Genomic DNA, 25,482 nt, shown 5'->3' with positions numbered 1-25,482 from the left:
CCTTATGAATTTGTAGTTTTTACTTCTTCAGTTACTTTTTGATCGTCTTTCTTTGCGTCTTCTGGGTTCGTTTCCCCAATCGGTTTATCAGACACTCTCTCAACGAAACGAAGAGATACAACCTTATTATTAATAACGAGCTGTACATCGTTATTTTCCGCAAGGCGAACTGTTTCTACTTGACCGGTTACTTTGTTTCCGTCACCGTCAACACCTCTTACGTATTTACCTAAAAACTTCATTCCACCATCAAGTGCTGTTGAATACATCGTTGATTGCAGCTTATCTACTGCTTTCGTCATATTCTGTACTTGTTCCATAAGAGATAACTGCGCTGTCTGATTCATCATTTGATTCATATCCATCGCATTAAATGGATCTTGATGTTGGAAACTTGATAAAAACAATTTTAAGAAATCATCTTTCCCCATTACCCCAGGAGTCTTTTGCGCTCCTGCCGAAACTCCATTACTTTGTTGCACTGGCGATTGTACACCATTAACAGTTGCGTTTTTTGCTTGCGCTCCTGCTTGTAACGGAATATGATTTGTACTGGTTGTATTTAATCCAACTGTTGGCACGCTTTATTCCTCCAATAATCCCGCAAATTCTGTTGATTGTTGTTTTTCATGATTTGTATTTGCTAATTTCTGTTTTTGCCTTTGCTCTTGTTCTCGCTGTTCTTTTCGATTTTCATCTTTATCTGAATAGCTAATTTGAATATTGATTTCTTTTTCTTTTAACTTTAATCTCAATTCATCAAAAATGATTTCAACACGTTTTTTCGCATCGTGTTTCTCCATTTCTACGTGAACGTCAATTTGATCTCCATGTTTTTTCATAAACACTGTTAATGTACCAAGTTTTTCTGGATTTAACTGGAATAAAACACGTTCTTGTTTCACTACAAATTTTTGCAGCGCTTCTACTTGCGCTTCCATTTTCTTTCCTAAGTCAGGTAATGAAACTTTCTCAGCACCACTATTTGATTTCCCTATTTGTTCGGTACTCGTCGTTTTATTTAATAATTCTGCACCTGCAGAGCTCGAATCGTTTAATGCATCAACTTCTGGCAACTCTACCTTTGCATCATCGCTCTCAAGTTTCGGAAGATCTACCTCTTTAGACTCTTCTTGTTTCTTTGCAATATTACAAGTTTCTGTTTCTACAACTTTCAATGCTTGCATCGTTTGCTCTGGCATCTTCATTTTGTCTAATACCATTTGCATTGTATCTTCTAAACATATAGCATTTTTGATATTCATATTTGAAAGAAGTTCTTGTAATTGTTGTAATTCAGCTGCAGGTAATTCATTAAGTTTAATATTGCCATATTCTTTATATAGCTCTTGTATTTTTTGTATGTATTGATATAACAATTCCGGCTGCACATGTAATTGCTCAATTGCAACCATTTGCTCAGATACAGCTAATAACAACTGTTCTGTCTCTTTTTTTTCTTCTTTCTTTACATTTGGTTCTTCTTTCGTTACCGATTTTTTAGAAAGAATATAATCTTTTTTCTCTTCTGTTGGTGCTTCTTCTCGTTTCGTTTTCTCCGTTTTCGGCTGTTTTTTATTTTCCATTCTCATCGTACGATCGAATGAAGAATCTTCATTTTTCGATTGTACTTCTAGCCCTTTTTCTTTTTGCGGAGGTAAACTTTGTTGCACCGGTAATACAGACTGTATCACTACATTCACCTCATCCATTCATACACATTTTCAAATCCAGAAGCATTTTTTCTTCCAGCTTTTCTTGTGCTTTCGCAAGCTTTTTACGATTTTCTTGATACATCTCATCAATGACACGTTCTTTTTCTTTTACTTGCTCTAAAAGGCTTTCATTTTTTTGAATAAAACCTTCCGTTTTTTTAATTTTTCGATTCCATTCTTCTATTCTTTCAGGTGAAAACGTATGTGAAGAAAGCATGCCCGCCATAATACGTTGCCCAGTTTGTACGACTTTACTACGCGATTTCACAACATATAAATCATATTCTTTTTTTTGTTCTATTTTTCTTTTTTCAGCTGTTAATTCATACACTTCTTTTAAAATATGTTCTTTTTCTTGATTTATTTGCAATTTTATTGTGTCGTACTGCTGTTTATCCACCTGTTTTCATAGCCCCTTCCTATTATAACGTTCTCTTTTTCTATTATATAGTTTTTTTCCAAAAAAATCTGTGAAATATTAAAAAACAAAAAAATAAGACCTCTTAGGCAGAGGCCTTATACTATATGGTGTATCGCTTCAACGATATCATCAAATTGGAAACTATCCGATCGACCTTGCTTTAAAAATGTATTTATACCTTCTACTTTATTTTTACATTCAAAAATATAAGCATTTTCTTCATTTTCTTGAATCGTTCCTAACTTAAAATACAATTCATTTTCTTTATAAATTGATAAAATTTTCCTCATTTCATTTGCAAGTTGCCAATGATGTGGCGAAACGATTTCTTCCATAATCCTACTTACTGAATCTAATACTGAAATTGCAGGATAATGACTAAGCGTTGCAAGCTCACGCTTTAATACAATATGTCCATCTAAAATACCACGTGCTAAATCTGGTACAGGGCCATTTAAATCGTCCCCATCAACAAGCACCGTATAAATACCTGTTATAGATCCCTTTTGTGTTTTCCCGGACCGCTCTAACAGCTTCTTCATATAACTTTCCATTAACAGTGTTTTACCACCAATCGGTAACTCTTTAACAGCAATATCAACACTTCTACGGGCATCGGCGAAACGAGTAACAGAGTCCATCATAAGTAATACGTTATTGCCTTGATCACGGAAGTATTCAGCAATAGACGTTGCGAGTTTCGCGGCACGAAGTTGCATAAGGTGACTTTCATCTGACGTCGCTACAACAACGACGCTTTTTCGCATCCCTTCCTCGCCTAACTCTTTTCGAATAAAGTCTTTTACTTCCCGGCCACGTTCTCCTACTAAACTAATAACGTTTATATCAGCTTTTGCATTTTTTGCTATCATTCCAAGTAAAGTAGATTTACCAACACCTGACCCAGCAAAAATACCAATCTTTTGACCGATACCAATTGTTAGCATAGAATCAATTGATTTTATTCCTGTTTCAAATACATCGGTAATCTCTTCACGTTCAAATGCATGTATAGGCGGTGCATCTAGTTTAATTTTCTGTAATGGAATGTTTTCAGCTTCCTCATTTAACACTTCACCATTTGCACTTAACACTTTTCCGAGCAAGTGATTACCACGTGGTACAGCAACATCTTCTGAAACTAATGTCACTGAATCTCCATAACATACTTTTTCTGTCTGTTCAAATGGAAGTAGCATATTATTTTCTTTTTCAATAGCAATCACTTCACATAAGACGTTATGTTCTCCAACGAAGCAAACATCTCCAATCTTTGCTTTCGGCCCTTTTGCTACGAAAAACTGTTCTTGTACACTATGAACTTTGCCTACTTTCGTATACAGCGGTGTTTCAATGAACTTATTCCATTTTTCGTTCTCATTCATTAACAGGCGGCTCATACATTTTGCTCCTCAAATAACTTCTCTTCTTCCCATTTCTGACGAAGTTTCGCAAATATAGGTGCAAATTTAAATTCAAAGAACTCTTTCTCTTCTTCCAGAACAAATTCACCAAACTGCAGGGAGAAATCATATTTCCATTCTACTAATTGTAGTAACCAATATTCTTTCGTATTCTCCTTCTCTTCTTGAATACGTTCAAACGTTTCTGGATGTACTGTAATGATTAATTTTTCAAACGAAGTTGGCAATGTTTGCACGATGCCAGTTAAAATAGGTAACACATCAAGCGATCGTGAATCTACCGCTTGATTCACGATTTTTTCTGCTAGATGAAAAGATTGATCCCATAATAACTCTGTCCATTCATATGCTGTTTCTTGTTGTTCTTTTTGAAACTGCACACGCGCTGCTTCCATCTGTTCCATTTGTTCATGAATATGCATTTGAAATTGTTCTTTATCTTGTAATAACTGCTGCTGCTCTCGTTCTAGCATTTGCTTCTCTTGCCTTAGCTGATTCATTTCCATATGTAATGATTCTTGCTGGGCGCGAAGTTCTGCATGATCAGCTTGTAATTCTTCCTCTTCTATTTGAACTGAAGCTGGTTTTGGAAATTGTAATTCATACGTTTCTTCAGAAAAAGAAACAGAATTCTTCGGAATTCTGTTTTTAAATAAGGACATCCTCTTCACCTCTTTGAACGATAATTCTTCCTTCTTTCTCTAGCTTTTTCACTGTACCAGTGATCGTTTGCTGCGCTTTTTCAGCATCCGTCATCTTAAGCGGTCCTAAGCCATCTAATTCTTCTAGAATCATCTCTTTACGGTTTGAAGACATACATGTAAATAATTTCTCTTTAATTTCTTCTTTTGCAATTTTAAGTGCTTTCGCAAGAACACCGTTATCTGTAATTTCTTCTAATACACGGCGAAGCGCAAGATCTTCAAGACCAAGTAAGTCTTCAAAGACAAACATATTTTCTTTAATTTTCTCAGATAACTCATAATCGACTTCATCCAGCTTTTGAAAGACTGTTTTTTCAACACCACGTGAAACATTATTTAAAATGTTTACGATTGTTTTCAAGCCATCAGTTTTATTAATTGCACTGAATGCCATATTATTTAATTTCGATTTTAACAACTCGCCAATTTGATTAATTAATTCACCATCAACTTGTTCTAACTTCGCAATACCCATTACCGTCTCTACTCGTTTATGATCTGGCAATCTCTCAATTAATTGAGACGCAAGTTGCGGTTTAATATAAGAAGCGATAATTGCAATTGTTTGTGGTGACTCATCATTAAGCACTGTAAGAAGTGGTTCTAAATCTGTAAGTGAATTTAAGAATTCAAATGGATTATCTTTGTTATACCAAAGATCTTCCAATAATTTTTCCAGTTCGTCTTCTGGCATGTTTTTAAATATGCGACGAATGTATTCTTTATCTGGAGTGACTAAGTTCAATTCTTTTACATTTAGTTCATATAAGAACTCTCCTAGTACATTTTCTAACGTTTCTGGTTTGTATACACGAAACTTTGCGATTTCACGAAGTAATACTTCTTTTTCCTCAGCTGTCATATATTCAATGACTTTTGCTGCCACCCCTTCTTCTAATGTACGAATAAGGATGGCAGCTTTTTCTTTGGAGGAGATTTCATCTAACATCGTTGTTCCTCCCTTACTGTCCGTTTAACCATTTTTTAATTACTTTTGCAGTTCCTTCTACATGTTCTTTCGTAGCATCCTGCACTTGTTCATCTAACGTTGGTTCTTTCGGTTCTTCTGGTTCAGGTTTTGGCTCTGGCACTATTTTTTCTTCAGGAATTTCCAAGATACTTTCATTACTTGCAGCCACTTCCTCTTCTGCTAAGTATTCTTCATATTCCTCTTCTTCTTTCTTTCTCTTACGTCTTGCTAATAAGAACCATACTAGACCACCGATTGCTAATAAGCCAGCTGTAATTCCACCGAATAACCACCAGTTCATACCACTTTTTTCTGGCTCTTTCTCTTTTTCGGCTTTCGGCTGATCGAACTGAACAGTTACAACGTTAACTTGACCATTTATAAAGTTACCGTTCGGATCAGCTTGAAGTCCTGCCGCTGTTCCGATTGCTTCTTTAAAAGTTGTCATATCAATTCTACGTTTTACTAACGTATCATTATCTACCCATACAACAACATTTGTTTTCGTTAATTCTGGGTGTTTCTTAATTGTTTCAACTGTTTTATCTATTTCATAGTTTTCGATTTTATTACCATTTTTATTATCATAGACAACTTTACCATTTTGATTATTGTTCGTACCGTAGTTTGGCACTTCACCGTTCGCTGTAATACCAGCACCTTGCTTCGTATCTGCCCCTTCTTGCGCAGTAGAGCTTTCCTCTTGCTCTTGTTTACTACGAAGTACACCTTTATCACCATACTTTTCTGACTGACGTGTAACTTCATCGTAGTTTACAGATACTTTCGTATTCACTTTATATTCATTCGGTTTAAACATCGTCATTAATGTTGCATCAATATCTTGCTTTAATTTACCTTCAAGTTGGTGCTGCATCTCTACTTCTTTCTCGTAAGAAGAGGAACTACTAGAATGTGCTTCATCTGCTCCTTTTGAGATAACACCTTTTTTACTATCAATAACACTTACTTCTTCTGCCTTCACACCAGGAACCGCTGCACTAATCATTTGCTGTATACCTGCAACTTGATCAGCTGTTAACAATTGTCCACGTTTCACTCCAACCGTAATCGCCGCTGTTCCTTTCGCTTTTTCTTCATCAAAAATTGTCTCTTTTTCAGGCAATGTAATTTGAACATTTGCCGTTTCAACTGTCGCAAAGTTTCTTACAATATCTTGCTCCAATTGCTTCTTCGTACCGACAATTTGCTTCATTTTTTTATCTTGTTCACTTGAACCGAGAGAGCTTTCTAATAAAATTTCCTCACCGCTTTTCGAATTAAACGGTAAGCCCATCCCATTCATTTCTTTTCGAACCCATGGAGCATCATTCTTTTGCACACGAATTGAACCATCGGCCGCTAATTGGTAATCGACACCTAACTTCGATAATTCTGCTGTAATCTCTTGTTTATCTGCATCATTTAAATTTTGATATACAACAACATATTTATCTGGCAAGGTGAAGTATAAAAGTGCTCCTGTTACAATCGCTAAAAGCGCAGCACCGATTACTAACTTATGCCACGTTTTTAACGATTGGATAACATTTTTCATCTTTTCCATTTAAACACACCCGTCCACTTTCCTAAATTTGCATATTAATTAGTGACTTATAATTTTCAATAAGATTATCACGTACGAGAGCAGCCGTTTTCATTTGAGACTCAGCTTTCTTTTGCTGAATTAAAACGTCATGTGTTTCTCCTACCCCTTTAGTTAGTAAATCATATACCGCTGTTTGTGCATTGTTTTGCGTTTGATTCATATCTTCCAATAAATCAATAAACTTTTTCCCCTCAACTACAGATGTTTGAGAAGTTTTCGGTGCACCAATTGACTGAATTGCTCCAAATGGTTGTGTATGTAACATTGGTTGGATTTTCATATTACTATCTTCCCCCTTATCCTCGGCCGATTTCTAAATCTTTATCAAGCATTTTTTTATTTGCATTTAATACACTCGTATTCGCTTCATACATTTTTTGAGCAACCATTACATTCGTCATTTCAGCAGTTACATCAATATTTGGATAACGTACATATCCTTCTTCATTTGCGTGCGGATGCGTCGGATCATACACTAAATTTTCCGTTTTGTCTGCTTCAATACTTTTTATTTTCACTCCGTTAGTAGGAGACCCATCTAACATACTTGCAAAACTATTATTTGATTCTAGCACCACACTACGACGCTCATATAAATCTGCCCCCGGAGCCGCCGTCGTATTCGCATTTACAATATTGTTAGAAGTAACTTCCATCCACTTTCTCGCTGTCGTTAGCCCTGAGCCACTTGCATTAATTGCCTGAAACATCCGTTGTCTCTCCTTCTACTTTTAACGTCCGCGTGCCGCTTGGTTAATTGCATATTGTGTATTAATTGCGTTAATTGAAATACCGTATAACTGATTTGTTTTCATTAAATCTAGCATTTCTGTCGTTACATCCACACTATTCCCGTCTTTATTCGTTTGCATTGATTTTGTTTGAATCTTTGCATATGTATTTTTCGTATTTACTGTCGGCAAGTGCATTTCATTCGTTTGATATAAATCTGGATTGTTCTTTAAATCAGCCGCATTATTTTTATATAACGCACTACTTTTATTCATCTGCTCAGCAAATGTTACATCTTGTGCTTTATAGCCAGGTGTATTCGCATTTGCAATATTACTAGAAACAGTATTTCGTTTCGTCACTAAATAATTCATATAATGGCTTACATCACTCACTAAATCTGGCATATTCCACACCCTTCCTTTTCTAACGTAATGATCCACTGATAGAAGTTTCACTTCATTATTTATTTTCTTATATGCGTTTATTAAAATATTTACTATTATGTACCCTTACATATTTTATTCCATTTTTTCATTGTTGTCTTTAGAAAAATACAAAAATATAAAAAAGAATGCAAAAAAACTGTATACACATAGTAATCTATAGAAAATTTCAATATATAAACTACAAACTAAAGTCCATTTTTCTATTATTTAGATTACTATTATTTTTTCATCACAGTCATAAAATGAAACCTCAATCAGCGGATTTCTTTATGTAAACGAAGGAATAGATCCCCTTTTAAAAGGGGAATCTGCTTCCAGACGTTATTATTAATATTTACCGTAAAATGAATTAGCCTTCATTCGCCCATCATTTGTCATAATCATTTCTTCCAAAATCTTTTGCTTATCTCGAATATGCTGAGCTGCCTTAATAATGAATGGGCTTACTTCTGCTGCAACTTGCGCACGCGTTTCTTCATCCAATGTCATCATCCAGCGATTTAACATCTCACTCTTCTCAGCAAACTCTCTGTCTGACACTTGCAATTCACCGATTTCATTAAAACAGCTGACAAACGTCCGATAAATATCATTGTTCATTTTCAAGTGCTCCGCGGTAACCGTCTATTAAATCTTGTAACACTTTCACAATTGCATCAATATCTTTCGCTTCACGCGTTACTTTCATCGTTTGAATTTGAATGCTAATCCAGTCATATAAACCATATAGACTATCATATAAATCTTTCGTAATCTCAGGATTTAATTGAAGCTTTAGTTCTTCAAAAATACGTTCTAATTTTTCAAGAAGTGCGTCCCCTTCTTGTAGTTTAAAAGTATGTAAAAGTTCTTCTAAATTACGAAACTCTACAATACATCTTTCATAAATAAAAATTGTATTTTTAATCGGATTACTCGTCATAATATCATTTTGCATATAACGTTGCCATGCTTGCATACGATCACTTCCTCAACTTTCATTAATCATCACTTTTTTGTTTTGTCATTGCTTTAATTGTTTTTAGTTGGCTATCAAGCGCCGCCAATGTACTTTCTAGCTTTTGATACTTCTTCACAATTTCATCTTGCTTTTGCAAGTTTTGCGTTTCAATATCTTTAATCTTTTTATCTAAATCACTTACACGTGAATCAATGTTTTTTACTCTCTCGCCGACTACACCTTTATCACCGAATAGTTTATCAAGCGGTTCTTCCATCATTTTTCCTAAACCATTAGAACTAAAGAAAAATTGCTTCGCTGCATCTGGCTTCTCTTTTAATGCTTTCGTTAACTTTTCATCATCAACTTCCATCGTTCCATCTTGCTTTAATTGAATACCAAATGTGAATAAATAATTACCATCTTGAGAAAATGTTACGACATTGTTCATCGCTTGACGTACACTTTGCATAATAGCTTGACCTTGGAAAGCTCCACCTTTTCCAGCAAAGATATCTACTGTAGAAACAGCTTTGTTATAATCAGCTACCATTTTTTTAATAACATTCGATGCATCTGTTACGTTTGAGTCATTTACTGTAAATTTCAGATCTATACCTTTTGTTTTTGGATCTGTTGTTGTACCAGCATCTGGCGCTCCTTCTACTTTCGGCTCAGTTACCTTTAATAATTCAATTTTCACACCTGGAAGAGCTTCAATTGTATTCGTAGAACTTTCATCTGTAATACCATTAATACTATATTTAGCATTTTGTGCTTTATTGATTGTATTGAGCGCTTTGCCCTCCGCGTTAGCTAAACCAATATCTTGAAATAGCGTAGATGTGTTCGCCTCAAACTTAATCTGTCCATCTGTTCCCTCTTTTTTTGAGGTCATGAAAATTTTATTTCCAAGTGTATAAGCTGATACGCCATAATCTCCATCATTAATCTTATTAATTAAATCTTTATATGTCATATCTGTTGTTACTTTTAATTCTTTACCCCCTAATTTTAATGTTTCATCTTTAGGAAGCTTTGCATTTATATCTTTAATTTCGTTAGAAGCTATTTGATGACGTTGCGCGAGCTGTGTAATTGTCATATTAAAAGTTCCTGCAATTGCACCACCATCAGCTTTTACATTAATATAACCATCTTGTGATGTTGTTACTTTTTTCTCATTCCCTTTAAAAGCCGCTAAGTTTTTAAAAGTTTGTGTGAAAGAGCCAAATTCTGATTTCAAACTTGTATATAATAATTTATCATTTGTAAGGTCGTTCTTTTCTTTCGTATACGGTGTCTTTTTCATATCTAACGCATTCATTTCTAATTCAACGAAGTGAGAAGTATCGATCATATTATTTCCAAGATTCCAAATCTGTTGTCTACCACCAATGCCTGTCATCGTTCCTGCCATATTTATCACTCCTTATTGTTTACATATAATCTAAAATACTCGTTTTACTCATCGTACTAACCGCTTTAAGCGTCGCTTCATACGTTGCATTTATATATGCCAAGTCAGAAATTGCGACCGCTAAATCAACATCCTCAATTTCTTTACGGTTTTCTTGAAGCGCTAAATTTTGCTCACTTAAAATTGTTTTAAATGTCTCCATCGTGTTCATTGTTGAACCAACTTCAGTTGTACGGTTAATGATGCCATCTAAGTTTTTCTTATTTTCTCCTAATAACGGTTGTAACGCTTTTTGGTCACCTTTTTGCATCGCTTCGCTCATCTGTTTTAACGTTTTTATAACCGGTGATAATAATGCTTCTCCGTTACGAAATGCCTTTAATTCATAACCATCATTTAATTGCCAGTTCACATCATTTTTTCCGCCCTGGTACGTACCATCTTCTGTAAATGGTGACTTTTCTGCACTATCACCACCGAAAATATAACGACCTTGCTCTTTCGTATTCGCTAAATATACAACTTGTTTTAAAATTTGATCAATCTCTGCACCAATGGCTTTCAATTCTTTTTCACCATTTGGCTCATTTAATGCCTGTACCGTTAATTGATCTGCTCTCGTTAAAGATTTAAAAATACCTTGTAAAGTATTTTCAGTTTGTGTTAATACATTTTTTGAGTCAGCTAAATCTTTCTGCATTTGTTCAATATTCGCCAATGAATGTTGAATCGCAAATGATTTACTCGCTGCTAGTGGATCTTCACTCATAAGAAGATTTTTCTTCCCTGAAGTTACTTGGTTTCTATGGTATTGTTGTTGCACATTCAAATCCATTAACTGATTCTTTGCCCAGTTTGCATTTTGAAATGTAGATACTCTCATTTCTATCTCCTCCTTATATATTTCCAATCAATTATTATCACTTATCGAATAATCGAAAATAGACTATCAAACACTTCATTCATTGTAGTAATAGCTTTAGAGTTTGCGACGAAATATTTTTGGAAGGCCATTAAATTTACCATTTCCTCTTCCATATTTACACCTTCAACGCTCATTTTTTCTTGTTGAATACCTTCTAGTAAGTCGCCATGAATTTTTTGATAACCATTTACTGCACTTTTATCAGATGCAACACGAACTATAAATTGATCTAATGCTTGTTTATAAGAAAGACCTTCTTTATAATCGTCCTCTGTAACTGCTGCTAGTTTATTTGCTGTTTCAGCAGATATTTTCATTTTCGAAATATCTTTTTGGAATTCTGGATTTAACTTCATATCTTTCGCATGATCTCCAACGAAGAAATCTTTTCCCATCACTGTATTCACTTGATTTTTCATCGAACTCATTAAGTCTTCAAGATTTTTTTTATAATCAACTATCTTCGCTTTCGTGTCAATCGCTGATTTTATCGCTCCGCTAGTTACATTGATTTCTGAACCGTAAATCTCAACTGACATTGGGTCTTTTTCTTTATTTAATTGAAGTGGATATGTATCTTGTCCATTTACTGTTAAAATACCATTCATTCTAACACTCGCGATATTAGGATTCATAGATTCATAAGATACTTCGATGTTTGCATACTTAGACATCTCTGTAACGATGCGATCTCGTTCGTCTAAAAGTTGATTCGGCACTTGTGTACCCGCTTGTCCAATTTTATGATTCGCTTCTGCTAAACTAGCAGCAAGACGATTAAATTCATTAACATGCGCTTCAATATCTTCTGCTGTCTGTGCTTCCACTGTATCTAAGTTTTTCGCAAGACGATTCACTTGACTTGTGAACTTCCCAGTTTCAGAAATTAATGTATCGTAGTAGTTTGGTTGCTCTGGATTTTTTGCTACTTCACGAAAGGCATTAAAGAAACCGTCCATTAAACTAGATAATGAATTCTTTCCTGTCGTTCCAACCATAGACTCTACACGTGATAAAGTCGAATTCATGTAGTTATAGTAAGAGAGCTGAGATAATTGATCATTAAACTGCTTCGTTTTTACCTCATCAGTAATACGGTCAACACCTAGCGTTTGTACACCGTAACCAATTCTCTGTTCTGGCGTATGACCATTACTTGCTCCAACAGATCCGTAATTCACCATTTGACGAACATACCCCGGTGTATGAATGTTAGACAAGTTTTGTTTCGTTGTTTGTAACCCCATTTGAGCCGCTAACATACCCGATAGCGGTGTATTATAATCAGATAATCTCATAAAGCTTCACTTCTCCTTTACAATAGTTCGTTCATAAAGATTTGCGAATTATTGTTTCGCTCTAAGTTATATTCAGAAACAGAATCCACAATACTTTCTGTAGTTTTTAATAGTACGTTTAAGTAATATTGATTTTTCAAAAGAATCATTTTTACATTCTCTTCTAATTCAGTTACGTTTTTTTGTAATTCTTCCATTTTTTCAATTTCTTCTTGAGAAAAATACGAAAATAACGCACTTACACGAAACGATTCAACTCCTTGTTCTTTACAGAACTGAACAACCATTTCTTCAAATGAGCTTGATAACCCTTTTAAACCATCAATGTACTGCAATTGCTCTACTTGCAACTTTTGAACTGCATTTACATTTTTATTTTTTAAATTCTCATATATTTGCTCTCCAAGCGCTTGAATATTTTCATACGCTTTTTGAATAATAACGAGTTTTTCATATAATTGTATGTACATATAGCTTCCTTCCTTTTACAAGACTAAATTCACAATTAAACCATGGATTTCTCCAATTTGATTTAACATTTCTAAATGTCCTGTTTTCGTATTAATTAAATTCATCACATCTTCTAATTCATTCAATCCCATTTCTGCCTGTTTCACAATCGTCATTTTCTGTGAATATCCGTAACGTGGGTGACGAGACATGACATCTTTATACTGCAATACATTATCAACGTAAAAATTCAAAAATGATTTTACTGTATTTTTGTATTCCATTACATTATCAAGCGTTAATTCCATTTCAATTTTCTCTTTAATTTCTCCAATATTATCGACAAACGCTTCCATTTGTTCTAGTAATTTATCTTTTTTCGGATCTGCATGCAAATTATCCAAAAATGCAAGTCCTGTCCTGACATTTGCTTCTTTCGGCATTTGAGTAGCAGGCGGTATATGCGATAAAATTGGATTATGCGAGATAGAACGTAGCATATATATCACCTATTTATTTTTTTATTTCTTCCTAAACTTAATCGTAAAATCCAGTTATTTATAATTATACTCTGAACAGTAATATTTTGCAGTTATTTTTTATAAAAGATATGTTACAATTTAGCATGAGGTGGCACAATTCTATGAATATTTTCCTTTGTGGTTCAAATCAATTAACAGCATTAGATCAAGAAGAAATTAAAAAATTTTTAACTGACTATGCTCACAAACATAAAATTTACATATTATGTTATAAATCTATTGAAAATGAGGTTCTTCGTTTTTTCGTTGAGAATGAAAGACTCGCTCAAAATTTATGCCTTTACACGCTGCAACCATTGCAAGCAATTACAGATGAATTCCAAGAAGTCGTTGATTACTTAAAAAAACACGGAGCCGAATATGTTGCTTTTGATCATCCTTCTGACTCCATTTACCGATCAGATTATATGTTTTTTGTTAAACAAATTATTGAAGACACTGATTTAGTTCTCTGTTTTTATAATGGGGACAAACATACATCTGTCATCCCTGTCGATGTTGCAAAAGAAGCAGGTATTGATGCTGTCATTTATGATTTACCAGGATTACATGAAAAGCAAATGAAAAAAAGCTTTGAACAAAAAATTCGTATGATGTAAAGGGGGAGGCACAATATCATTATTGTGCCCATTGTAAATATGATAATTGAACAAGATTATGATCATTTTATCGCGAGTTTTAAACAACAATTCAATATGGACATCGCTTCATATAAACAAGATAGAATGCGCCGTAGAATCGATGCTTTCATTTCGAGAAAAGGCTTCGAAAACTACACTAATTTTTTAAACAAATTACGCGCTGATCAAAATTTATTTTTAAATTTTATTGACTATATTACAATTAACGTTTCAGAGTTTTTTAGAAATAAAGAACGATGGCAAACTTTAGAGTCGAAAGCACTACCAAAATTACTCGAACAAAATAGCGGAAAATTAAAGGTATGGAGTGCCGCTTGCGCTGCTGGTGAAGAACCGTACACACTCTCTTTAATTTTATCAAAGCATCTAGCTCCATTTCGTTTTGAAATTCAAGCAACAGATCTTGATTTTCATATTTTAGAAACCGCAAAACGCGGTCAATATACAGAACGTTCTCTGAAGGAATTACCTAATGATTTGAAAGAACGTCATTTCACAAAAGAGAATGATATATATTTATTGCATCAAAACATTAAACAAAACGTTACGTTCAAACAGCACGACCTTTTAATGCAGTCGTTCGATACAAATTATGATTTGATTATTTGTCGTAACGTAATGATTTATTTTACAGAAGAAGCAAGAGTAAAACTTTATGAAAAATTTAGTCGTTCTTTACGAAAAGGCGGTGTACTATTTGTTGGTAGTACGGAACAAATTTTAACACCCGAACGTTACAATCTTCAGCGATTTGATACATTCTTCTACGAAAAAATATAAAAGAGGTCGTCACAATGGAGTGACGACCTTTTTACATAACTCGAATTAAAATAATACCGACAATCCATATAAAGAGAAAAAGAAACGTCATAGACCATTTATGTTCTTGCATCGTATGTTTCAACGCCTGTGACAATTGTGTCATGTTCATTTCCGCAAGCGCTCTCCATACACTTACATCCCGATCTTTAGCAATACGGTCTGTAACGCTAATTAAAATTGTTTCGTTAGACAGTTTCGTTATATAAGCAGTAATAACCGTTACCATCAAATTTATATTTCCTTCTGAAGAATCACTTTCCACTCTAGAGATAAGTGCACTCACATCTAGTAACGGAATATGTACTTTTCTACCAAATGATAGTTGTACTTCAGCGAAATCATATGTTCCATCTAACAAAGGAAGTTCTTTTATATGCGCCTGCTTAACAAGCCCTTGTAGGCTTCTAATTACTTGTTCAAATATTTTTTCTGTTTGCTTACCTTCTCCAGATAACGTGTGTAACTTTTTAAAAAGTTGTAACACTGTATCCATCTCTTTAGAAAGCATTTCCTTCATAATCTTTCCATCACTTAAACTTGCAAGTAAAATACCTATTTCATTATTTTTCGAAATAATTTTAGACTGTCCAGTAAACACTAAATTGCTACGCTTTCGTTCTTTCTGGATTTCATGCTCCGAAATAGCTGCAGGCTGTTTTAATGGTTGTAACGCCTTATCTTCAATTGTCGTACGTTTAATCTCCATTTAAGCGCCTCCACTACTATGAAATAATTAGCCCCATTCTTTATTACTCTTTAAAACTAAAAACAGTACGAATAAACCTGACATGATAGTAAACACATCAGAAGCTTGCACTCCCTGTTCACCTTTTTCTTCTTTCTTGACTTTCGGTTCTTCTTTTTGTTCTTTCTTTTTAGAGGCAACTTGTTTGTTATTTTTCTCTTTTTGGTTCTTCCCGTTATGTACTTCCTTGTTGTCTTCGAACGGCTCTTTTATAACGTAAGTAAATTCCTCTTTCTCTTTCAACGGTTCTTTTATAAACTTATTTACTATCTCATCTTGCTTCGGAATTTGAACAACTGGCAAATTTTCTTCTGGAAGCGGGTTTTTGACTTTCGAATCTTCTTGTTTCTCATTTTCTTTCTTATCTTCTAATTCATTTTCTAGTTTATTATCTAATTTATCTTCTTTCTCTTTCTCTTCTATCTTTTTATCATCTTCGTTTTTTGGTGCCAAAACAGAAATGATATATTCACTTTTCTCAACAAGTTTATTACCTGCTGCATCTATTATCTCTACAAGTAATTCATATGGACCAGCCGGCAATGCTTCTGTTATTTCAAATACTTTTTGCCAATCCATATCATGCTTGTTGTAGTCTAATAAAAACGAAAGCTCTTTATTTTCTTTCCCTTTTAATGTAACGCGCACTTCTTTTACAACCGATTCTATATCTGACGCTTTTACTCGTAGATGTATAGAATCTCCCTGTTTTCGTTCAACTAAGTTCTCTTTTACTTCATCAATAGTAACTTTCTGTAACTTTGGCAATTCTTTATCTATAGTTGGCGTTTCATTTTTAATCCGAATGAGCGGGACTTTCACTTCATTTTTTACGAGCTCTTCTTTCTCATTCTCTTTGTAACTTTGAACGAGCTGAAGATTCCAATCACCTTGCAAATCAAAATCCCCTGCTTTATAGTTAGCAACCCAGCTCTTCGTTTCTTCATCATACTCAAAAGATAACATTCTTTCTTGCGCATATTGCTCGCCATTTTTTTGTAACTGCAATATACCTTTCATACTTTGAATGTTTTTCCCATTTGGTTCTACAGCAATCCGCACTTCTTCGCCAACTTTAAGCTCCGGCTTATTTATCGTAATAATTCCCTGTTCCGTTTCTATCTTTCTTTCACTCAATTGTTTATTTGCTACTTCTTGTTGTTCTGCTTCTTTTTGTTTCTCTTCTTTTTGTTTCTCTTCATCTTGTTTCGTTTCCACTTGCTCTGGCGGTTCTTGAGATTCCTTATTTTCTTCTTGTACATTCACTTCATTTATTTTTTGATCTGGCTCAATTTGTTCCTCAGCCTGACTTTGCAAGGGGAAGAACAAGCACACATGTATGCATAGCCAACTCATTAGAAAAAACTTTACGTTTTTCATCTACTAGTTCAAACTCCTATTTCAATGCCTTATAGTGATTTCGTCACTTTTACTCCGAAAAATCCATCTACATTTACAAGTTCACCATACGCCACTAATACATCATTTACATAAATACGAATCGGTTCATCAATATCCTCATCTAGTACAACTGCTTCATTTTCTTGTAAACTTAATATATCTTGAATTGTTTTCACTGTACTTCCAAATACAAATTTCACGTTCATTTCTACATTTTGTAGAATGGACGTGTCCATATATACTGGTTCCATTTGTTTTACTTCTTTAAATTCAATTGGTTGCACAACTGGTTCTACAATTTTTTCTTCTTCAATTTCTTCTGTTGCAATCTCTTCTTCTTCCACCATCGGATACAGAAGTCGCCTTACCATTTCTTTCGCTTCAGAAATCGGCAAAATTTGATACATTTTCGATTGAAGCAGATCGCCAATTTCAAGATTGAACGTAATTTGAACGAGTTCGTCCACTTCCATTGACTCTCCCAAATACTCCATTTCTTCTTTTAACGTTACAAATTTAACATTTGGCGGCGTCATGTCCATTTTTTCTTGGAACATTTCTGACATCGCCGTAGCAGCGTGACCCATCATTTGGTTCATAATTTCTTTAATACCGCTCAGTTCTAATTCAGTAAGCTCTTTTTCCGGATCAACTTCCCCTGTTCCCATCATCATTAAATCTACCATTGTTAAGGCGACATCTTTCGTAAATACGAATACATTCTCATTCTTTAGCCCTTCAACAAAGTCAACATTTAAAATAACAAATGGCACTGGTACTCCATCATAATGACGAACATTGATTGCTTCCACATTTGGTGTACTAATTGTAACTGGCTGATTTAAAAGCGTTGACAATACTGTTGAAGCGGAACCAATTGAAATATTTGCAATTTCACCAAGCACATCTTTCTCTTCTTGTGTTAAATGCTCTTTTTCAACTTCTTCTACAATCTCAGTTTCCACTACTTCTGCTGGCTCGTCTTTTTCTTCTACTCCACCAGATAATTGCATTAATTTATTTACCATTTGTTTCGCATGCTCAACTGAAACAATTTGTACAAGTTTAGAGTTTACAAGATTATCTATCTTTAAATCAAACGACACTTTAACAATCGTATGATTCCCATCGATTTCAGAGATTTTCTCCATTTCTTCTGATAACTTTACAACATTAATCGTCGGCGGAGACATATCTACTGTATCTTGGAAGAATTCCGACATAGATGTAGCTGCGAATCCCATCATTTGATTCATCGCTTCTTGTACAGCACTTAGTTCTAATTCACCAAGTTCTTTTCCATCCTCCACTTCACCTGTTCCCATCATCATTAAATCAGCAATGGACAATGCAACATCTTGTTTAAGAACAAGAAGGTTTTCCATATCTAATCCTTTTGTAAAATGAATGTTTAATACAACATGTGGAACTTCGACATCTCTTGAATCATATAAATCTACCAACTCTATGCGAGGAGCAGTAATGCTTACTTGCCTATTTAAAATCGTTGATAATACAGTCGAAGCTGAACCAAATGATATATTTGCAATTTCGCCAAGAATATCGCATTCTTGAGGCGTTAAATGCTCATTTTCTTTTTCTAGCACAATCGTGCTCGTATCCCCTTTTGTGTGTTGCTCAGGCATTTTCCCTGCCTCCTCATTTCTGTTTTTCTATCAAATAATATAAACTCTCATTTGATTTTAGCAAACTTATTATATAAAACGTTAATATGTATGTATTCCCATTATTAGATTGGTAACGATTAGCCAAAAAGCTCCCCAATTGTATACAAGTGGGGAGCTTTCCTTCATTCCTATTATAAACCTTCTGGGTTTAAAATGAGGACCACTCGTCCATCACCGAGAATCGTCGCACCAGAGAAATAGTTAGAACTCTCTGCAAAGAAGTCACCTAATGACTTTAAGACTATTTCTCTTTGACCGATAATTGTGTTTACAATAAGTCCATAGCTGCGATGTGTATTACGAACAATTAACACAGGAACCATTTGACCATCATATGACGCAAACGCCTCATCTACTGTTTTTTCACCAAATACAGTACTTAAATGTTTCACTTCAATAATTTGATTACGATAATTTAACACATCTTTCCCTTGTAAGGATTGGATGTCTTCTCTCTTAATTCGAATTGCTTCAACGATATTTCCAAGAGGTAAAGCATAGCGCTTATCATTCGTTTGAACAAGCATAGATTGAATAATAGACAACGTTAACGGAAGTTCAATTCTAAATGTACTTCCCTTTCCTTCCTCAGAATCAATGATTAAATGTCCACCTAAACTATGAATCGTATGTTTTACAACATCTAATCCGACACCGCGTCCAGAAAGATCTGATACAACTTCAGCTGTACTAAATCCTGGTTGGAAAATAAGATCAAACACTTCACGATCTGTTAATCTATTTGCATCTGCTTCAGTTACAACGCCATTTTTTATCGCTTTTTCTAATACTTTCCCTTTATTAATACCGTTTCCATCATCCGTAATTTGAATAACGACATGATTTCCACTATGAAAGGCTTCTAATTTAATAGTGCCTGTCTCATTTTTACCTGCATCACGTCGTTTTTCAACAGTTTCAACACCATGATCGATTGCATTTCGAATTAAATGAACGAGCGGATCACCGATTTCATCAATAACAATTTTATCTACTTCAGTATCTTCACCTGTAATTTGTAAATCGATTTTTTTCCCTAAATCTTTCGCTAACATACGTACCATACGTGGGAAACGATTGAACACAGTTTCAATCGGCACCATACGCATATTTAATAGTACGTTTTGAATATCTTTTGAAATATCGCCTAATCGATTTAAATGTTCAATTAACTCCTTGTTTTGAATCGTTTGAGCCAATTCATCAATGCGCCCACGTTCAATTACACTTTCTTCAAACATATTCATTAATCTTTCGATTTTCTCTAATTGAACACGAATTGAACGATTCTCCACTTTAGCATTTTTCGTTTTTGTAGTACTTTTAGCTGGCATAGCACTTGTAGGTTGATTCGTTGCCACTATCGGTGATTCTACCTGCGTAGCCACAGCTGGTTGTAGCATTTCTTCTACTTGCACAACTTCTTGTGTAACAACTTTTTTAGAAGCTACTTCCCTCGATATAGGTTCTCCTTGCTTTACTTCCACTTTCTCAATTTCAGAAACATGAAGTACTACTTGTTTCAATTCTTCTATACTACAATCAGTATCCATAAATACTGTAAATTCAAATCCGAAAGCATCTGCTTCAATTTCTTCAATACTCGGAGCTGTTTTTTGTATATTCCCTACATTCTGCAATGCTTCAATACACATAATGGCACGTACTGCTTTTAAAATTGCTTGCTGTTCAACTGTTATATGCACTTCATGTGAAACTGCATCATCGTTGTCTATATGATTTTGCTCTACATGTTCCGTAGGAGTTTCTACATTTCCGTTCAATAATGCTTCTAATTTCTGTTTAGTTGAGACTACATCAATATTGCCCATTCCACCTTGTTGCACATCTGCAACCATCTTCTCCAAATTATCAATGCACTCAAAAATCACATCAATAATATCCGCATTTACAACTATATTTCCATGACGAATTTCATCTAACACATTTTCCATCTTATGCGTTAAATCAGCCATCTCTGTAAATTCCATACTCGCAGACATACCTTTGAATGTATGAGCGGAGCGGAATATTTCTCCTACAACATCCATATCAGCAGGATTTTGCTCTAACACTAGCACATTTTCATTTAGCGACTGTAAATGTTCTTCTGACTCTTCGAAAAATATATTTAATAGATCTGTTTGCATTTTTATCCCCTACCTGTCTAACAAACATTTCATTTATGTATAACAATTTAGTGTTTTATAATGAGAAAAAAGGGGGCCACACGTCGATCCGCTATCACTGTTTTGATTCCTTGTGGCACCCCTTCTATATTAACTATTTGCTACTTTTGTTAAAGCTTCAATTACACGATCCGCTTGGAATGGCTTTACAATAAAGTCTTTTGCCCCGCCCTTAATTGCATCTAATACCATACCTTGTTGTCCCATTGCAGAACAAATAACAACCTTTGCACTTGAATCAATTTTAATAATTTCTTTTAATGCTTCAAGCCCGTCCATTTCTGGCATAGTAATATCTAATGTTACAATATCAGGTTGAAGTTCTTTATATTTTTGAATTGCTTCTACCCCATTCTCTGCTTCGCCGATAACTTCAAATTCAGCATTACTTTTTAATAAGTTTTTAATCATCGTTCGCATAAACATCGCATCGTCTACTACTAAAATTTTATGTGCCATTCTTTTTAATTCTCTCCTTCTATGTATAAATATATCTTAATATTTCACCTTATCATTCTCACTCATTATACAAAATAAAATGATAAAATTTAATATTTTTTTAAAAGAATTTTCGTATTTTTATTATTTTATTATTAAAATAATAATATACTACTCTTTTATATAAATAACAACGCGACGGTTTTTTTCCCAGTTTTGCGGTGAATCATTTGGTACAATTGGCTTTGTGTCTGCATATCCTACCGCAGCTAGCCTTTTATCATCCACATTATACACTTCAATTAAATGGTGAATCATATTTGCCGCTCGTGCTGAAGATAACTCCCAATTAGAAGGGAATTTCTCGTTATGAATAGGTCTACTATCTGTATGCCCCTCTACAACAATTGGGTTAGGTACGGATTGGAAAAATCCAACTAATTGACTTATTATCCCTTTCGCTTCGGGCTTAACGTTCGCATCGCCTGTATCAAATATTAAATTATCTACTATAACGACGCTTACCCCTGTATCCTCTCGATATACATTCACTTGACTAATACCGTTATTATCTACATACGCTTTCAACTTCTTATATAATTCATCCATTCTCTTTTTTGAGATCATTTTTTCATCATTTTTTTCATGTGAAATATCTGGTATTGTATTTTCCATTACTTTTGCATCTACTTGCCCCGTATCACTAAACTTTTCAAGCATCTTTGACAATTTTACTGCATCTTGCTTTGATGTAGCAACTAGTAATACGAAGAAAGTTAATAATAACATCGTTAAATCTGTAAAAGTCGTCATCCAACGAGGCGATCCCTTTTGCGGTCTTTTACTCATCATACCACTCCTTGAAATATTAGGCTGCTCCTTTTACCTTTTTTACCTTTGTTTCGTATACGTATGTATCCAGTTTCAACTTTAATTTAGAAGGGATTTGTCCGCGATACAATTCTGAAATTGCTTCTATTACAAACTTCTTCTCTGTATATAAATCTTCAATACCACGGTATACTTTTTCCGACAGAGGGATTGCAATCATATTCGCAAGTACAGACCCATATAATGTCGTTAACATCGCAACTGCCATCCCTGTACCAATTTGCGATGTATCTTGTAAGTTTTGGAGCATAATGATAAGACCGATTAACGTACCAATCATTCCCCAAGCTGGAGCAAAATCACCAATTTTATCTAATAATGCCGCTCCTTTTCTTAACTCATACACTTCCGTTTCAATATCTTTCAATAACACTTCTTTTAATTCATCTTCATCGTAACCGCTTAACATTAATCGAATTCCTTTTTGAATAAAAGGATTGTCTACTTGCTCTCCATCAACCTCTAAAGAAAGCAAACCGTTCTTTTTAGACTTTTTTGAAAAATCAACAAACAAATCCGTTAACTGTTCTAAATCTTCTTCTCTTCTATGTAAAACAGTGAAAATACTTTTCGTATATTTTTTTATTTCTCCAAATCGATATGCCACAACAATTGTCGCTGTTGTTCCCCCTATGACAATTAAAATAGATGAAATATCTAAAAAGTTTTTGAAAGCTTTTATTCCACCGCCGCCAAGCATAATCGCCGCTATCACTATGATGAAACCTACTATAATGCCCACTGGGCTAGAAATATCAAACTTCCTTTTTCTTCTTTGTGGTCTAGCTAATACTTGATTTTTTTCTCCCATATTTCTGCCCTTTCCTTTCCATTTTCATATAACATTTTTTTATTTTAATAATACGTTTTCACATATAACATGTATTATACGCTTATCATCTGTTTATCGCAATATACTCATGAAATTGACACATTTCATTTCTATATTAGAATTATGGTATAAAAACATAAGGAGGCTCACGATGGAACACAACATTTTACAAGTCATTGCATTAGCAGAAAAACTAAAATATGAAATGCGACATAGCTGGCTTTCCAACGGACGTCAAGAAAGTGTTGCCGAACATACATGGCGTATGTCTCTAATGGCCATTTTAGTTGAACCTTATTTGGATCAAAAAGTAAATATTGAGAAATTACTTAAAATGGTTATTATTCACGACCTAGTCGAAGCCGAAGCTGGTGATATCCCTGCATTTGATACGATGAATAGTCACGAATTACAGCTACAAAAACAAAAAAATGAACTAGAAGCTATTTTAAATATTAAACAAACGTTAAAAGGTTCTCTCGGTGAGGAATTATATGACTTATGGATGGAGTTTGAAGCAAAAGAAACGTACGAAGCAAAAGTTGCTAATGCACTCGATAAACTTGAGGTGAAAATCCAGCATAACGAAGCTGATATTGATACGTGGCTACCAATTGAACATAAAATGACATTCCAAGTAGCAAAGCATACAAACTTTGATTCTTTCCTATCTAAATTACAAAAAATTATTGAACAAGATGGAGAAAAGAAGTTAATTGCTGCCGGCATTGATGTTGAGGCATGCAAGCAATAATGAAATAAGACACTCAACAAGAGTGTCTTATTTCATTATTGTTGATATAGCCTGCTTATAAATAAGCTGTTGTTTTCCATCCACTAAAATTAAAACTGTAAATTTATCTACTCCAACAACTTCTCCTACTATTCTAACGCCACTCTTTAAGAAAATTGTAACTGTACCTTTTTCTTCTTTTATTTGTTTATACAATTCTTCCTGTAAATGTTCCAATTACTGTCCTCTCCTTTCTGTGAAACATCTTAATATAAAAAACTATAAATTTTTTATTTATGCACTTTGTCTTTTATATTCATAAACTTATTAATTAGTATATCTAAATCACGACTAAATAACAAAACTTTATCATGATCCAATCCGTGTCTCGCAACAAGTTGAATTAATTCTTTCTTTTTGTTTTCTATTTTATTTTGTAATTGTCCCATCTCCATCTCTATACTAAAACTCCCTTTTCCCATAATATTACTTGTAAAATTATAGTACATATTCTCTCATAAAAAAATAAAAAAATGGTTTTTTTTACAATTTTTTATTTTTCTATGCCTAAATTACGAATCATGTAAAGGTTTATTTACAAATCACTAACATACAATCCTAATGAATCTACAGGCATTTGTCTAATTATAAATGAGACTGGCTCGTTTTCTATACAAAAAACATACTGTATATAGTAGTCCATGAACCATATAGATTAACTTACTAAAAAGGAGGAAAACATATGAGTTATGGTGGAAGTTGCGCTGGTTTCGGCGGTGGATTTGCTTTGCTTATCGTACTATTCATCCTTCTAATCATCATCGGATGTAGCTGTTGGGGTGGCGGCGGATACGGATATTAATATATCCTATCCTTGACAAATGAACTAAAAACTATAGAAAAACAGCTCATATTTGAGCTGTTTTTTTCATACTTTCGTATGAATTTATATCCCTCTTATTTGCGATTTCAACTAGCAACATATTGTTTACTATGGAATAAGAAACATTTTTACTAAGGGGGATTACAATGATTAGAGGTCTTTACGAAGCACATTTACCTGTCCGCAACTTAAAAGTATCAATACCTTTTTATGAATCACTAGGGCTAAAATTATATAAACGAGGAGATAATATTGCTTTCTTTTGGATTAAAGAAAATGAGAGTTGGCTCGGCCTTTGGGAAGGCACAGAATACAAAGTGAATTATCACCCCTCTTTACGACATATCGCCTTTCAAGTAAGTTTACATGATTTAGAAAATGCGATTCATTGGCTAAATCAAAAAGGAATTTCAGCACGAAAAGACTTTGGAATGGAACCAATTGAACCGATTGTTTTTCCGGAATTAGCACATGCAGCCGTATACTTTAACGACCCTGATGGAAATAGTTTAGAATTGATTGCACAATTACCTGTTGGACTTCCTACAGCGGAAAAAGTGTATTTAAGTAAGTGGAAAGAACAAATTCAAACATCGTCATTACATAAGGAGTAATCTATT

The 25,482-nt window shown here is 34.2% G+C and carries 31 protein-coding genes; 5 read left to right on the top strand and 26 right to left on the bottom strand.

Annotated elements, in window-relative coordinates; translation table 11 throughout:
• Positions 1 to 2: 2 nt before the first annotated feature.
• The 17 genes from N2V79_RS08520 to N2V79_RS08440 all read right to left on the bottom strand — a co-directional run bounded on the left by N2V79_RS08520 (position 3) and on the right by N2V79_RS08440 (position 13,557).
• Entirely contained in the window at positions 3 to 581 is a 579-nt protein-coding gene (locus N2V79_RS08520; RefSeq protein ID WP_016082176.1) for a flagellar hook assembly protein FlgD, read from the bottom strand.
• 3 nt (positions 582 to 584) lie between these two features.
• The gene (locus N2V79_RS08515; RefSeq protein ID WP_053564839.1) at positions 585 to 1,694 is read right to left on the bottom strand and encodes a flagellar hook-length control protein FliK; all 1,110 of its coding nucleotides are present in this window, start codon (positions 1,692 to 1,694) and stop codon (positions 585 to 587) included.
• A 10-nt stretch (positions 1,695 to 1,704) separates the two neighbouring features.
• Positions 1,705 to 2,115 (bottom strand): hypothetical protein, encoded by a 411-nt coding sequence (locus N2V79_RS08510; RefSeq protein ID WP_053564840.1) that lies wholly within the window; start codon positions 2,113 to 2,115, stop codon positions 1,705 to 1,707.
• A gap of 116 nt (positions 2,116 to 2,231) precedes the next feature.
• The gene (gene fliI, locus N2V79_RS08505; protein WP_327886790.1) at positions 2,232 to 3,536 is read right to left on the bottom strand and encodes a flagellar protein export ATPase FliI; all 1,305 of its coding nucleotides are present in this window, start codon (positions 3,534 to 3,536) and stop codon (positions 2,232 to 2,234) included.
• Positions 3,533 to 4,222 carry a FliH/SctL family protein gene (locus N2V79_RS08500; protein ID WP_000051688.1) on the bottom strand — a complete coding sequence of 230 codons (690 nt, stop codon included), beginning with the start codon at positions 4,220 to 4,222 and terminating at the stop codon, positions 3,533 to 3,535. Before N2V79_RS08500 ends, fliI begins: the two co-directional genes overlap by 4 nt.
• The gene (fliG, locus tag N2V79_RS08495; RefSeq protein ID WP_000883364.1) at positions 4,209 to 5,213 is read right to left on the bottom strand and encodes a flagellar motor switch protein FliG; all 1,005 of its coding nucleotides are present in this window, start codon (positions 5,211 to 5,213) and stop codon (positions 4,209 to 4,211) included. The genes N2V79_RS08500 and fliG overlap by 14 nt, the downstream gene beginning before the upstream one ends.
• A 13-nt stretch (positions 5,214 to 5,226) precedes the next feature.
• On the bottom strand, positions 5,227 to 6,801 hold the full coding sequence (locus N2V79_RS08490; RefSeq protein WP_053564842.1) for a flagellar M-ring protein FliF C-terminal domain-containing protein: 1,575 nt from the start codon (positions 6,799 to 6,801) through the stop codon (positions 5,227 to 5,229).
• 22 nt (positions 6,802 to 6,823) lie between these two features.
• A complete protein-coding gene (gene fliE, locus N2V79_RS08485; protein ID WP_000701672.1) occupies positions 6,824 to 7,123 on the bottom strand; it encodes a flagellar hook-basal body complex protein FliE in 300 nt (99 codons plus the stop codon).
• A gap of 16 nt (positions 7,124 to 7,139) precedes the next feature.
• A complete protein-coding gene (gene flgC, locus N2V79_RS08480; protein WP_065482994.1) occupies positions 7,140 to 7,553 on the bottom strand; it encodes a flagellar basal body rod protein FlgC in 414 nt (137 codons plus the stop codon).
• A 21-nt stretch (positions 7,554 to 7,574) separates the two neighbouring features.
• On the bottom strand, positions 7,575 to 8,033 hold the full coding sequence (gene flgB, locus N2V79_RS08475) for a flagellar basal body rod protein FlgB (protein WP_445661887.1): 459 nt from the start codon (positions 8,031 to 8,033) through the stop codon (positions 7,575 to 7,577).
• Between the two features lie 318 nt (positions 8,034 to 8,351).
• A complete protein-coding gene (locus N2V79_RS08470) occupies positions 8,352 to 8,624 on the bottom strand; it encodes a hypothetical protein (RefSeq protein ID WP_001058088.1) in 273 nt (90 codons plus the stop codon).
• Positions 8,614 to 8,982, bottom strand: a complete 369-nt coding sequence (locus N2V79_RS08465; RefSeq protein ID WP_001149516.1) for a flagellar export chaperone FliS — start codon at positions 8,980 to 8,982, stop codon at positions 8,614 to 8,616. Before N2V79_RS08465 ends, N2V79_RS08470 begins: the two co-directional genes overlap by 11 nt.
• 22 nt (positions 8,983 to 9,004) lie before the next feature.
• Complete coding sequence (locus tag N2V79_RS08460) at positions 9,005 to 10,384, bottom strand: flagellar hook-associated protein 2 (protein WP_340719772.1); 1,380 nt, start codon at positions 10,382 to 10,384, stop codon at positions 9,005 to 9,007.
• Positions 10,385 to 10,403: 19 nt separating this feature from the next.
• Positions 10,404 to 11,267 (bottom strand): flagellar hook-associated protein 3, encoded by an 864-nt coding sequence (locus N2V79_RS08455; protein WP_001266403.1) that lies wholly within the window; start codon positions 11,265 to 11,267, stop codon positions 10,404 to 10,406.
• Between the two features lie 41 nt (positions 11,268 to 11,308).
• On the bottom strand, positions 11,309 to 12,607 hold the full coding sequence (flgK, locus tag N2V79_RS08450; RefSeq protein WP_016082184.1) for a flagellar hook-associated protein FlgK: 1,299 nt from the start codon (positions 12,605 to 12,607) through the stop codon (positions 11,309 to 11,311).
• Between the two features lie 17 nt (positions 12,608 to 12,624).
• Positions 12,625 to 13,077, bottom strand: a complete 453-nt coding sequence (locus tag N2V79_RS08445; RefSeq protein WP_000275878.1) for a hypothetical protein — start codon at positions 13,075 to 13,077, stop codon at positions 12,625 to 12,627.
• A gap of 15 nt (positions 13,078 to 13,092) precedes the next feature.
• Positions 13,093 to 13,557, bottom strand: a complete 465-nt coding sequence (locus N2V79_RS08440; RefSeq protein ID WP_340719771.1) for a YaaR family protein — start codon at positions 13,555 to 13,557, stop codon at positions 13,093 to 13,095.
• Positions 13,558 to 13,700: 143 nt separating this feature from the next.
• On the opposite strand from N2V79_RS08440, the gene N2V79_RS08435 reads away from it, so the two are divergent.
• On the top strand, positions 13,701 to 14,198 hold the full coding sequence (locus N2V79_RS08435; RefSeq protein WP_001020110.1) for a flagellar motor switch protein FliG: 498 nt from the start codon (positions 13,701 to 13,703) through the stop codon (positions 14,196 to 14,198).
• 39 nt (positions 14,199 to 14,237) lie between these two features.
• Positions 14,238 to 15,020, top strand: coding sequence for a protein-glutamate O-methyltransferase CheR (cheR, locus tag N2V79_RS08430; RefSeq protein ID WP_140155647.1), 783 nt, complete (start codon positions 14,238 to 14,240; stop codon positions 15,018 to 15,020).
• 31 nt (positions 15,021 to 15,051) lie between these two features.
• On the opposite strand, the gene N2V79_RS08425 is transcribed toward cheR, so the two are convergent.
• From N2V79_RS08425 to N2V79_RS08395, 7 genes are all read right to left on the bottom strand, one after another.
• Positions 15,052 to 15,768 (bottom strand): hypothetical protein, encoded by a 717-nt coding sequence (locus N2V79_RS08425; protein WP_069355334.1) that lies wholly within the window; start codon positions 15,766 to 15,768, stop codon positions 15,052 to 15,054.
• A 27-nt stretch (positions 15,769 to 15,795) separates the two neighbouring features.
• The gene (locus tag N2V79_RS08420; protein WP_340719770.1) at positions 15,796 to 17,187 is read right to left on the bottom strand and encodes a transglycosylase; all 1,392 of its coding nucleotides are present in this window, start codon (positions 17,185 to 17,187) and stop codon (positions 15,796 to 15,798) included.
• A gap of 29 nt (positions 17,188 to 17,216) precedes the next feature.
• The gene (locus N2V79_RS08415; RefSeq protein ID WP_001115016.1) at positions 17,217 to 18,854 is read right to left on the bottom strand and encodes a flagellar motor switch protein; all 1,638 of its coding nucleotides are present in this window, start codon (positions 18,852 to 18,854) and stop codon (positions 17,217 to 17,219) included.
• Between the two features lie 173 nt (positions 18,855 to 19,027).
• Complete coding sequence (locus tag N2V79_RS08410) at positions 19,028 to 21,046, bottom strand: chemotaxis protein CheA (protein ID WP_069355332.1); 2,019 nt, start codon at positions 21,044 to 21,046, stop codon at positions 19,028 to 19,030.
• A 129-nt stretch (positions 21,047 to 21,175) separates the two neighbouring features.
• Positions 21,176 to 21,544 (bottom strand): response regulator, encoded by a 369-nt coding sequence (locus N2V79_RS08405; RefSeq protein ID WP_000940568.1) that lies wholly within the window; start codon positions 21,542 to 21,544, stop codon positions 21,176 to 21,178.
• Between the two features lie 150 nt (positions 21,545 to 21,694).
• Positions 21,695 to 22,372, bottom strand: a complete 678-nt coding sequence (locus N2V79_RS08400; protein WP_053564849.1) for an OmpA family protein — start codon at positions 22,370 to 22,372, stop codon at positions 21,695 to 21,697.
• A gap of 19 nt (positions 22,373 to 22,391) precedes the next feature.
• Positions 22,392 to 23,225, bottom strand: coding sequence for a flagellar motor protein MotP (locus tag N2V79_RS08395; RefSeq protein ID WP_000504186.1), 834 nt, complete (start codon positions 23,223 to 23,225; stop codon positions 22,392 to 22,394).
• Positions 23,226 to 23,397: 172 nt separating this feature from the next.
• Here N2V79_RS08395 and N2V79_RS08390 point away from each other — a divergent pair, with 172 nt between their 5' ends.
• Positions 23,398 to 24,000, top strand: coding sequence for an HD domain-containing protein (locus tag N2V79_RS08390; protein ID WP_000400762.1), 603 nt, complete (start codon positions 23,398 to 23,400; stop codon positions 23,998 to 24,000).
• A 27-nt stretch (positions 24,001 to 24,027) separates the two neighbouring features.
• Here N2V79_RS08390 and hfq read toward each other — a convergent pair whose 3' ends face one another.
• Positions 24,028 to 24,216 (bottom strand): RNA chaperone Hfq, encoded by a 189-nt coding sequence (gene hfq, locus N2V79_RS08385; RefSeq protein ID WP_000400665.1) that lies wholly within the window; start codon positions 24,214 to 24,216, stop codon positions 24,028 to 24,030.
• 53 nt (positions 24,217 to 24,269) lie between these two features.
• Complete coding sequence (locus N2V79_RS08380) at positions 24,270 to 24,488, bottom strand: aspartyl-phosphate phosphatase Spo0E family protein (protein WP_000291691.1); 219 nt, start codon at positions 24,486 to 24,488, stop codon at positions 24,270 to 24,272.
• Positions 24,489 to 24,721: 233 nt separating this feature from the next.
• Between N2V79_RS08380 and N2V79_RS08375 the strand changes: the two genes are divergently transcribed.
• Together N2V79_RS08375 and N2V79_RS08370 are read left to right on the top strand one after the other, a co-directional pair.
• Entirely contained in the window at positions 24,722 to 24,841 is a 120-nt protein-coding gene (locus tag N2V79_RS08375) for a YjcZ family sporulation protein (RefSeq protein WP_000120179.1), read from the top strand.
• Positions 24,842 to 25,008: 167 nt separating this feature from the next.
• Positions 25,009 to 25,476 (top strand): VOC family protein, encoded by a 468-nt coding sequence (locus N2V79_RS08370; RefSeq protein ID WP_053564850.1) that lies wholly within the window; start codon positions 25,009 to 25,011, stop codon positions 25,474 to 25,476.
• Positions 25,477 to 25,482 lie beyond the last annotated feature (6 nt).

It is taken from the genome of Bacillus sp. CH_70, from assembly GCF_038007045.1.
Taxonomy (GTDB): domain Bacteria; phylum Bacillota; class Bacilli; order Bacillales; family Bacillaceae_G; genus Bacillus_A; species Bacillus_A cereus.
The sequence above is the reverse complement of the archived record's forward strand: the minus strand, read 5'-3'. Positions and strand labels throughout refer to the sequence as shown.

Bases quoted from the DNA above. Each gene is read 5' to 3' on its own strand.
- N2V79_RS08420 (WP_340719770.1), bottom strand. From the start codon at position 17,187: ATGAAAAACGTAAAGTTTTTTCTAATGAGTTGGCTATGCATACATGTG.
- N2V79_RS08490 (WP_053564842.1), bottom strand. From the start codon at position 6,801: ATGGAAAAGATGAAAAATGTTATCCAATCGTTAAAAACGTGGCATAAG.
- cheR (WP_140155647.1), top strand. From the start codon at position 14,238: ATGATAATTGAACAAGATTATGATCATTTTATCGCGAGTTTTAAACAA.
- N2V79_RS08375 (WP_000120179.1), top strand. From the start codon at position 24,722: ATGAGTTATGGTGGAAGTTGCGCTGGTTTCGGCGGTGGATTTGCTTTG.
- N2V79_RS08390 (WP_000400762.1), top strand. From the start codon at position 23,398: ATGGAACACAACATTTTACAAGTCATTGCATTAGCAGAAAAACTAAAA.
- N2V79_RS08445 (WP_000275878.1), bottom strand. From the start codon at position 13,077: ATGTACATACAATTATATGAAAAACTCGTTATTATTCAAAAAGCGTAT.
- N2V79_RS08425 (WP_069355334.1), bottom strand. From the start codon at position 15,768: ATGGAGATTAAACGTACGACAATTGAAGATAAGGCGTTACAACCATTA.
- N2V79_RS08455 (WP_001266403.1), bottom strand. From the start codon at position 11,267: ATGAGAGTATCTACATTTCAAAATGCAAACTGGGCAAAGAATCAGTTA.
- N2V79_RS08410 (WP_069355332.1), bottom strand. From the start codon at position 21,046: ATGCAAACAGATCTATTAAATATATTTTTCGAAGAGTCAGAAGAACAT.
- N2V79_RS08380 (WP_000291691.1), bottom strand. From the start codon at position 24,488: ATGTACTATAATTTTACAAGTAATATTATGGGAAAAGGGAGTTTTAGT.
- N2V79_RS08500 (WP_000051688.1), bottom strand. From the start codon at position 4,222: ATGTCCTTATTTAAAAACAGAATTCCGAAGAATTCTGTTTCTTTTTCT.
- N2V79_RS08440 (WP_340719771.1), bottom strand. From the start codon at position 13,557: ATGCTACGTTCTATCTCGCATAATCCAATTTTATCGCATATACCGCCT.
- N2V79_RS08370 (WP_053564850.1), top strand. From the start codon at position 25,009: ATGATTAGAGGTCTTTACGAAGCACATTTACCTGTCCGCAACTTAAAA.
- fliI (WP_327886790.1), bottom strand. From the start codon at position 3,536: ATGAGCCGCCTGTTAATGAATGAGAACGAAAAATGGAATAAGTTCATT.
- N2V79_RS08470 (WP_001058088.1), bottom strand. From the start codon at position 8,624: ATGAACAATGATATTTATCGGACGTTTGTCAGCTGTTTTAATGAAATC.
- N2V79_RS08460 (WP_340719772.1), bottom strand. From the start codon at position 10,384: ATGGCAGGAACGATGACAGGCATTGGTGGTAGACAACAGATTTGGAAT.
- flgK (WP_016082184.1), bottom strand. From the start codon at position 12,607: ATGAGATTATCTGATTATAATACACCGCTATCGGGTATGTTAGCGGCT.
- N2V79_RS08465 (WP_001149516.1), bottom strand. From the start codon at position 8,982: ATGCAAGCATGGCAACGTTATATGCAAAATGATATTATGACGAGTAAT.
- N2V79_RS08415 (WP_001115016.1), bottom strand. From the start codon at position 18,854: ATGCCTGAGCAACACACAAAAGGGGATACGAGCACGATTGTGCTAGAA.
- N2V79_RS08400 (WP_053564849.1), bottom strand. From the start codon at position 22,372: ATGAGTAAAAGACCGCAAAAGGGATCGCCTCGTTGGATGACGACTTTT.
- N2V79_RS08395 (WP_000504186.1), bottom strand. From the start codon at position 23,225: ATGGGAGAAAAAAATCAAGTATTAGCTAGACCACAAAGAAGAAAAAGG.
- N2V79_RS08435 (WP_001020110.1), top strand. From the start codon at position 13,701: ATGAATATTTTCCTTTGTGGTTCAAATCAATTAACAGCATTAGATCAA.
- flgC (WP_065482994.1), bottom strand. From the start codon at position 7,553: ATGTTTCAGGCAATTAATGCAAGTGGCTCAGGGCTAACGACAGCGAGA.
- fliG (WP_000883364.1), bottom strand. From the start codon at position 5,213: ATGTTAGATGAAATCTCCTCCAAAGAAAAAGCTGCCATCCTTATTCGT.
- N2V79_RS08405 (WP_000940568.1), bottom strand. From the start codon at position 21,544: ATGGCACATAAAATTTTAGTAGTAGACGATGCGATGTTTATGCGAACG.
- fliE (WP_000701672.1), bottom strand. From the start codon at position 7,123: ATGAAAATCCAACCAATGTTACATACACAACCATTTGGAGCAATTCAG.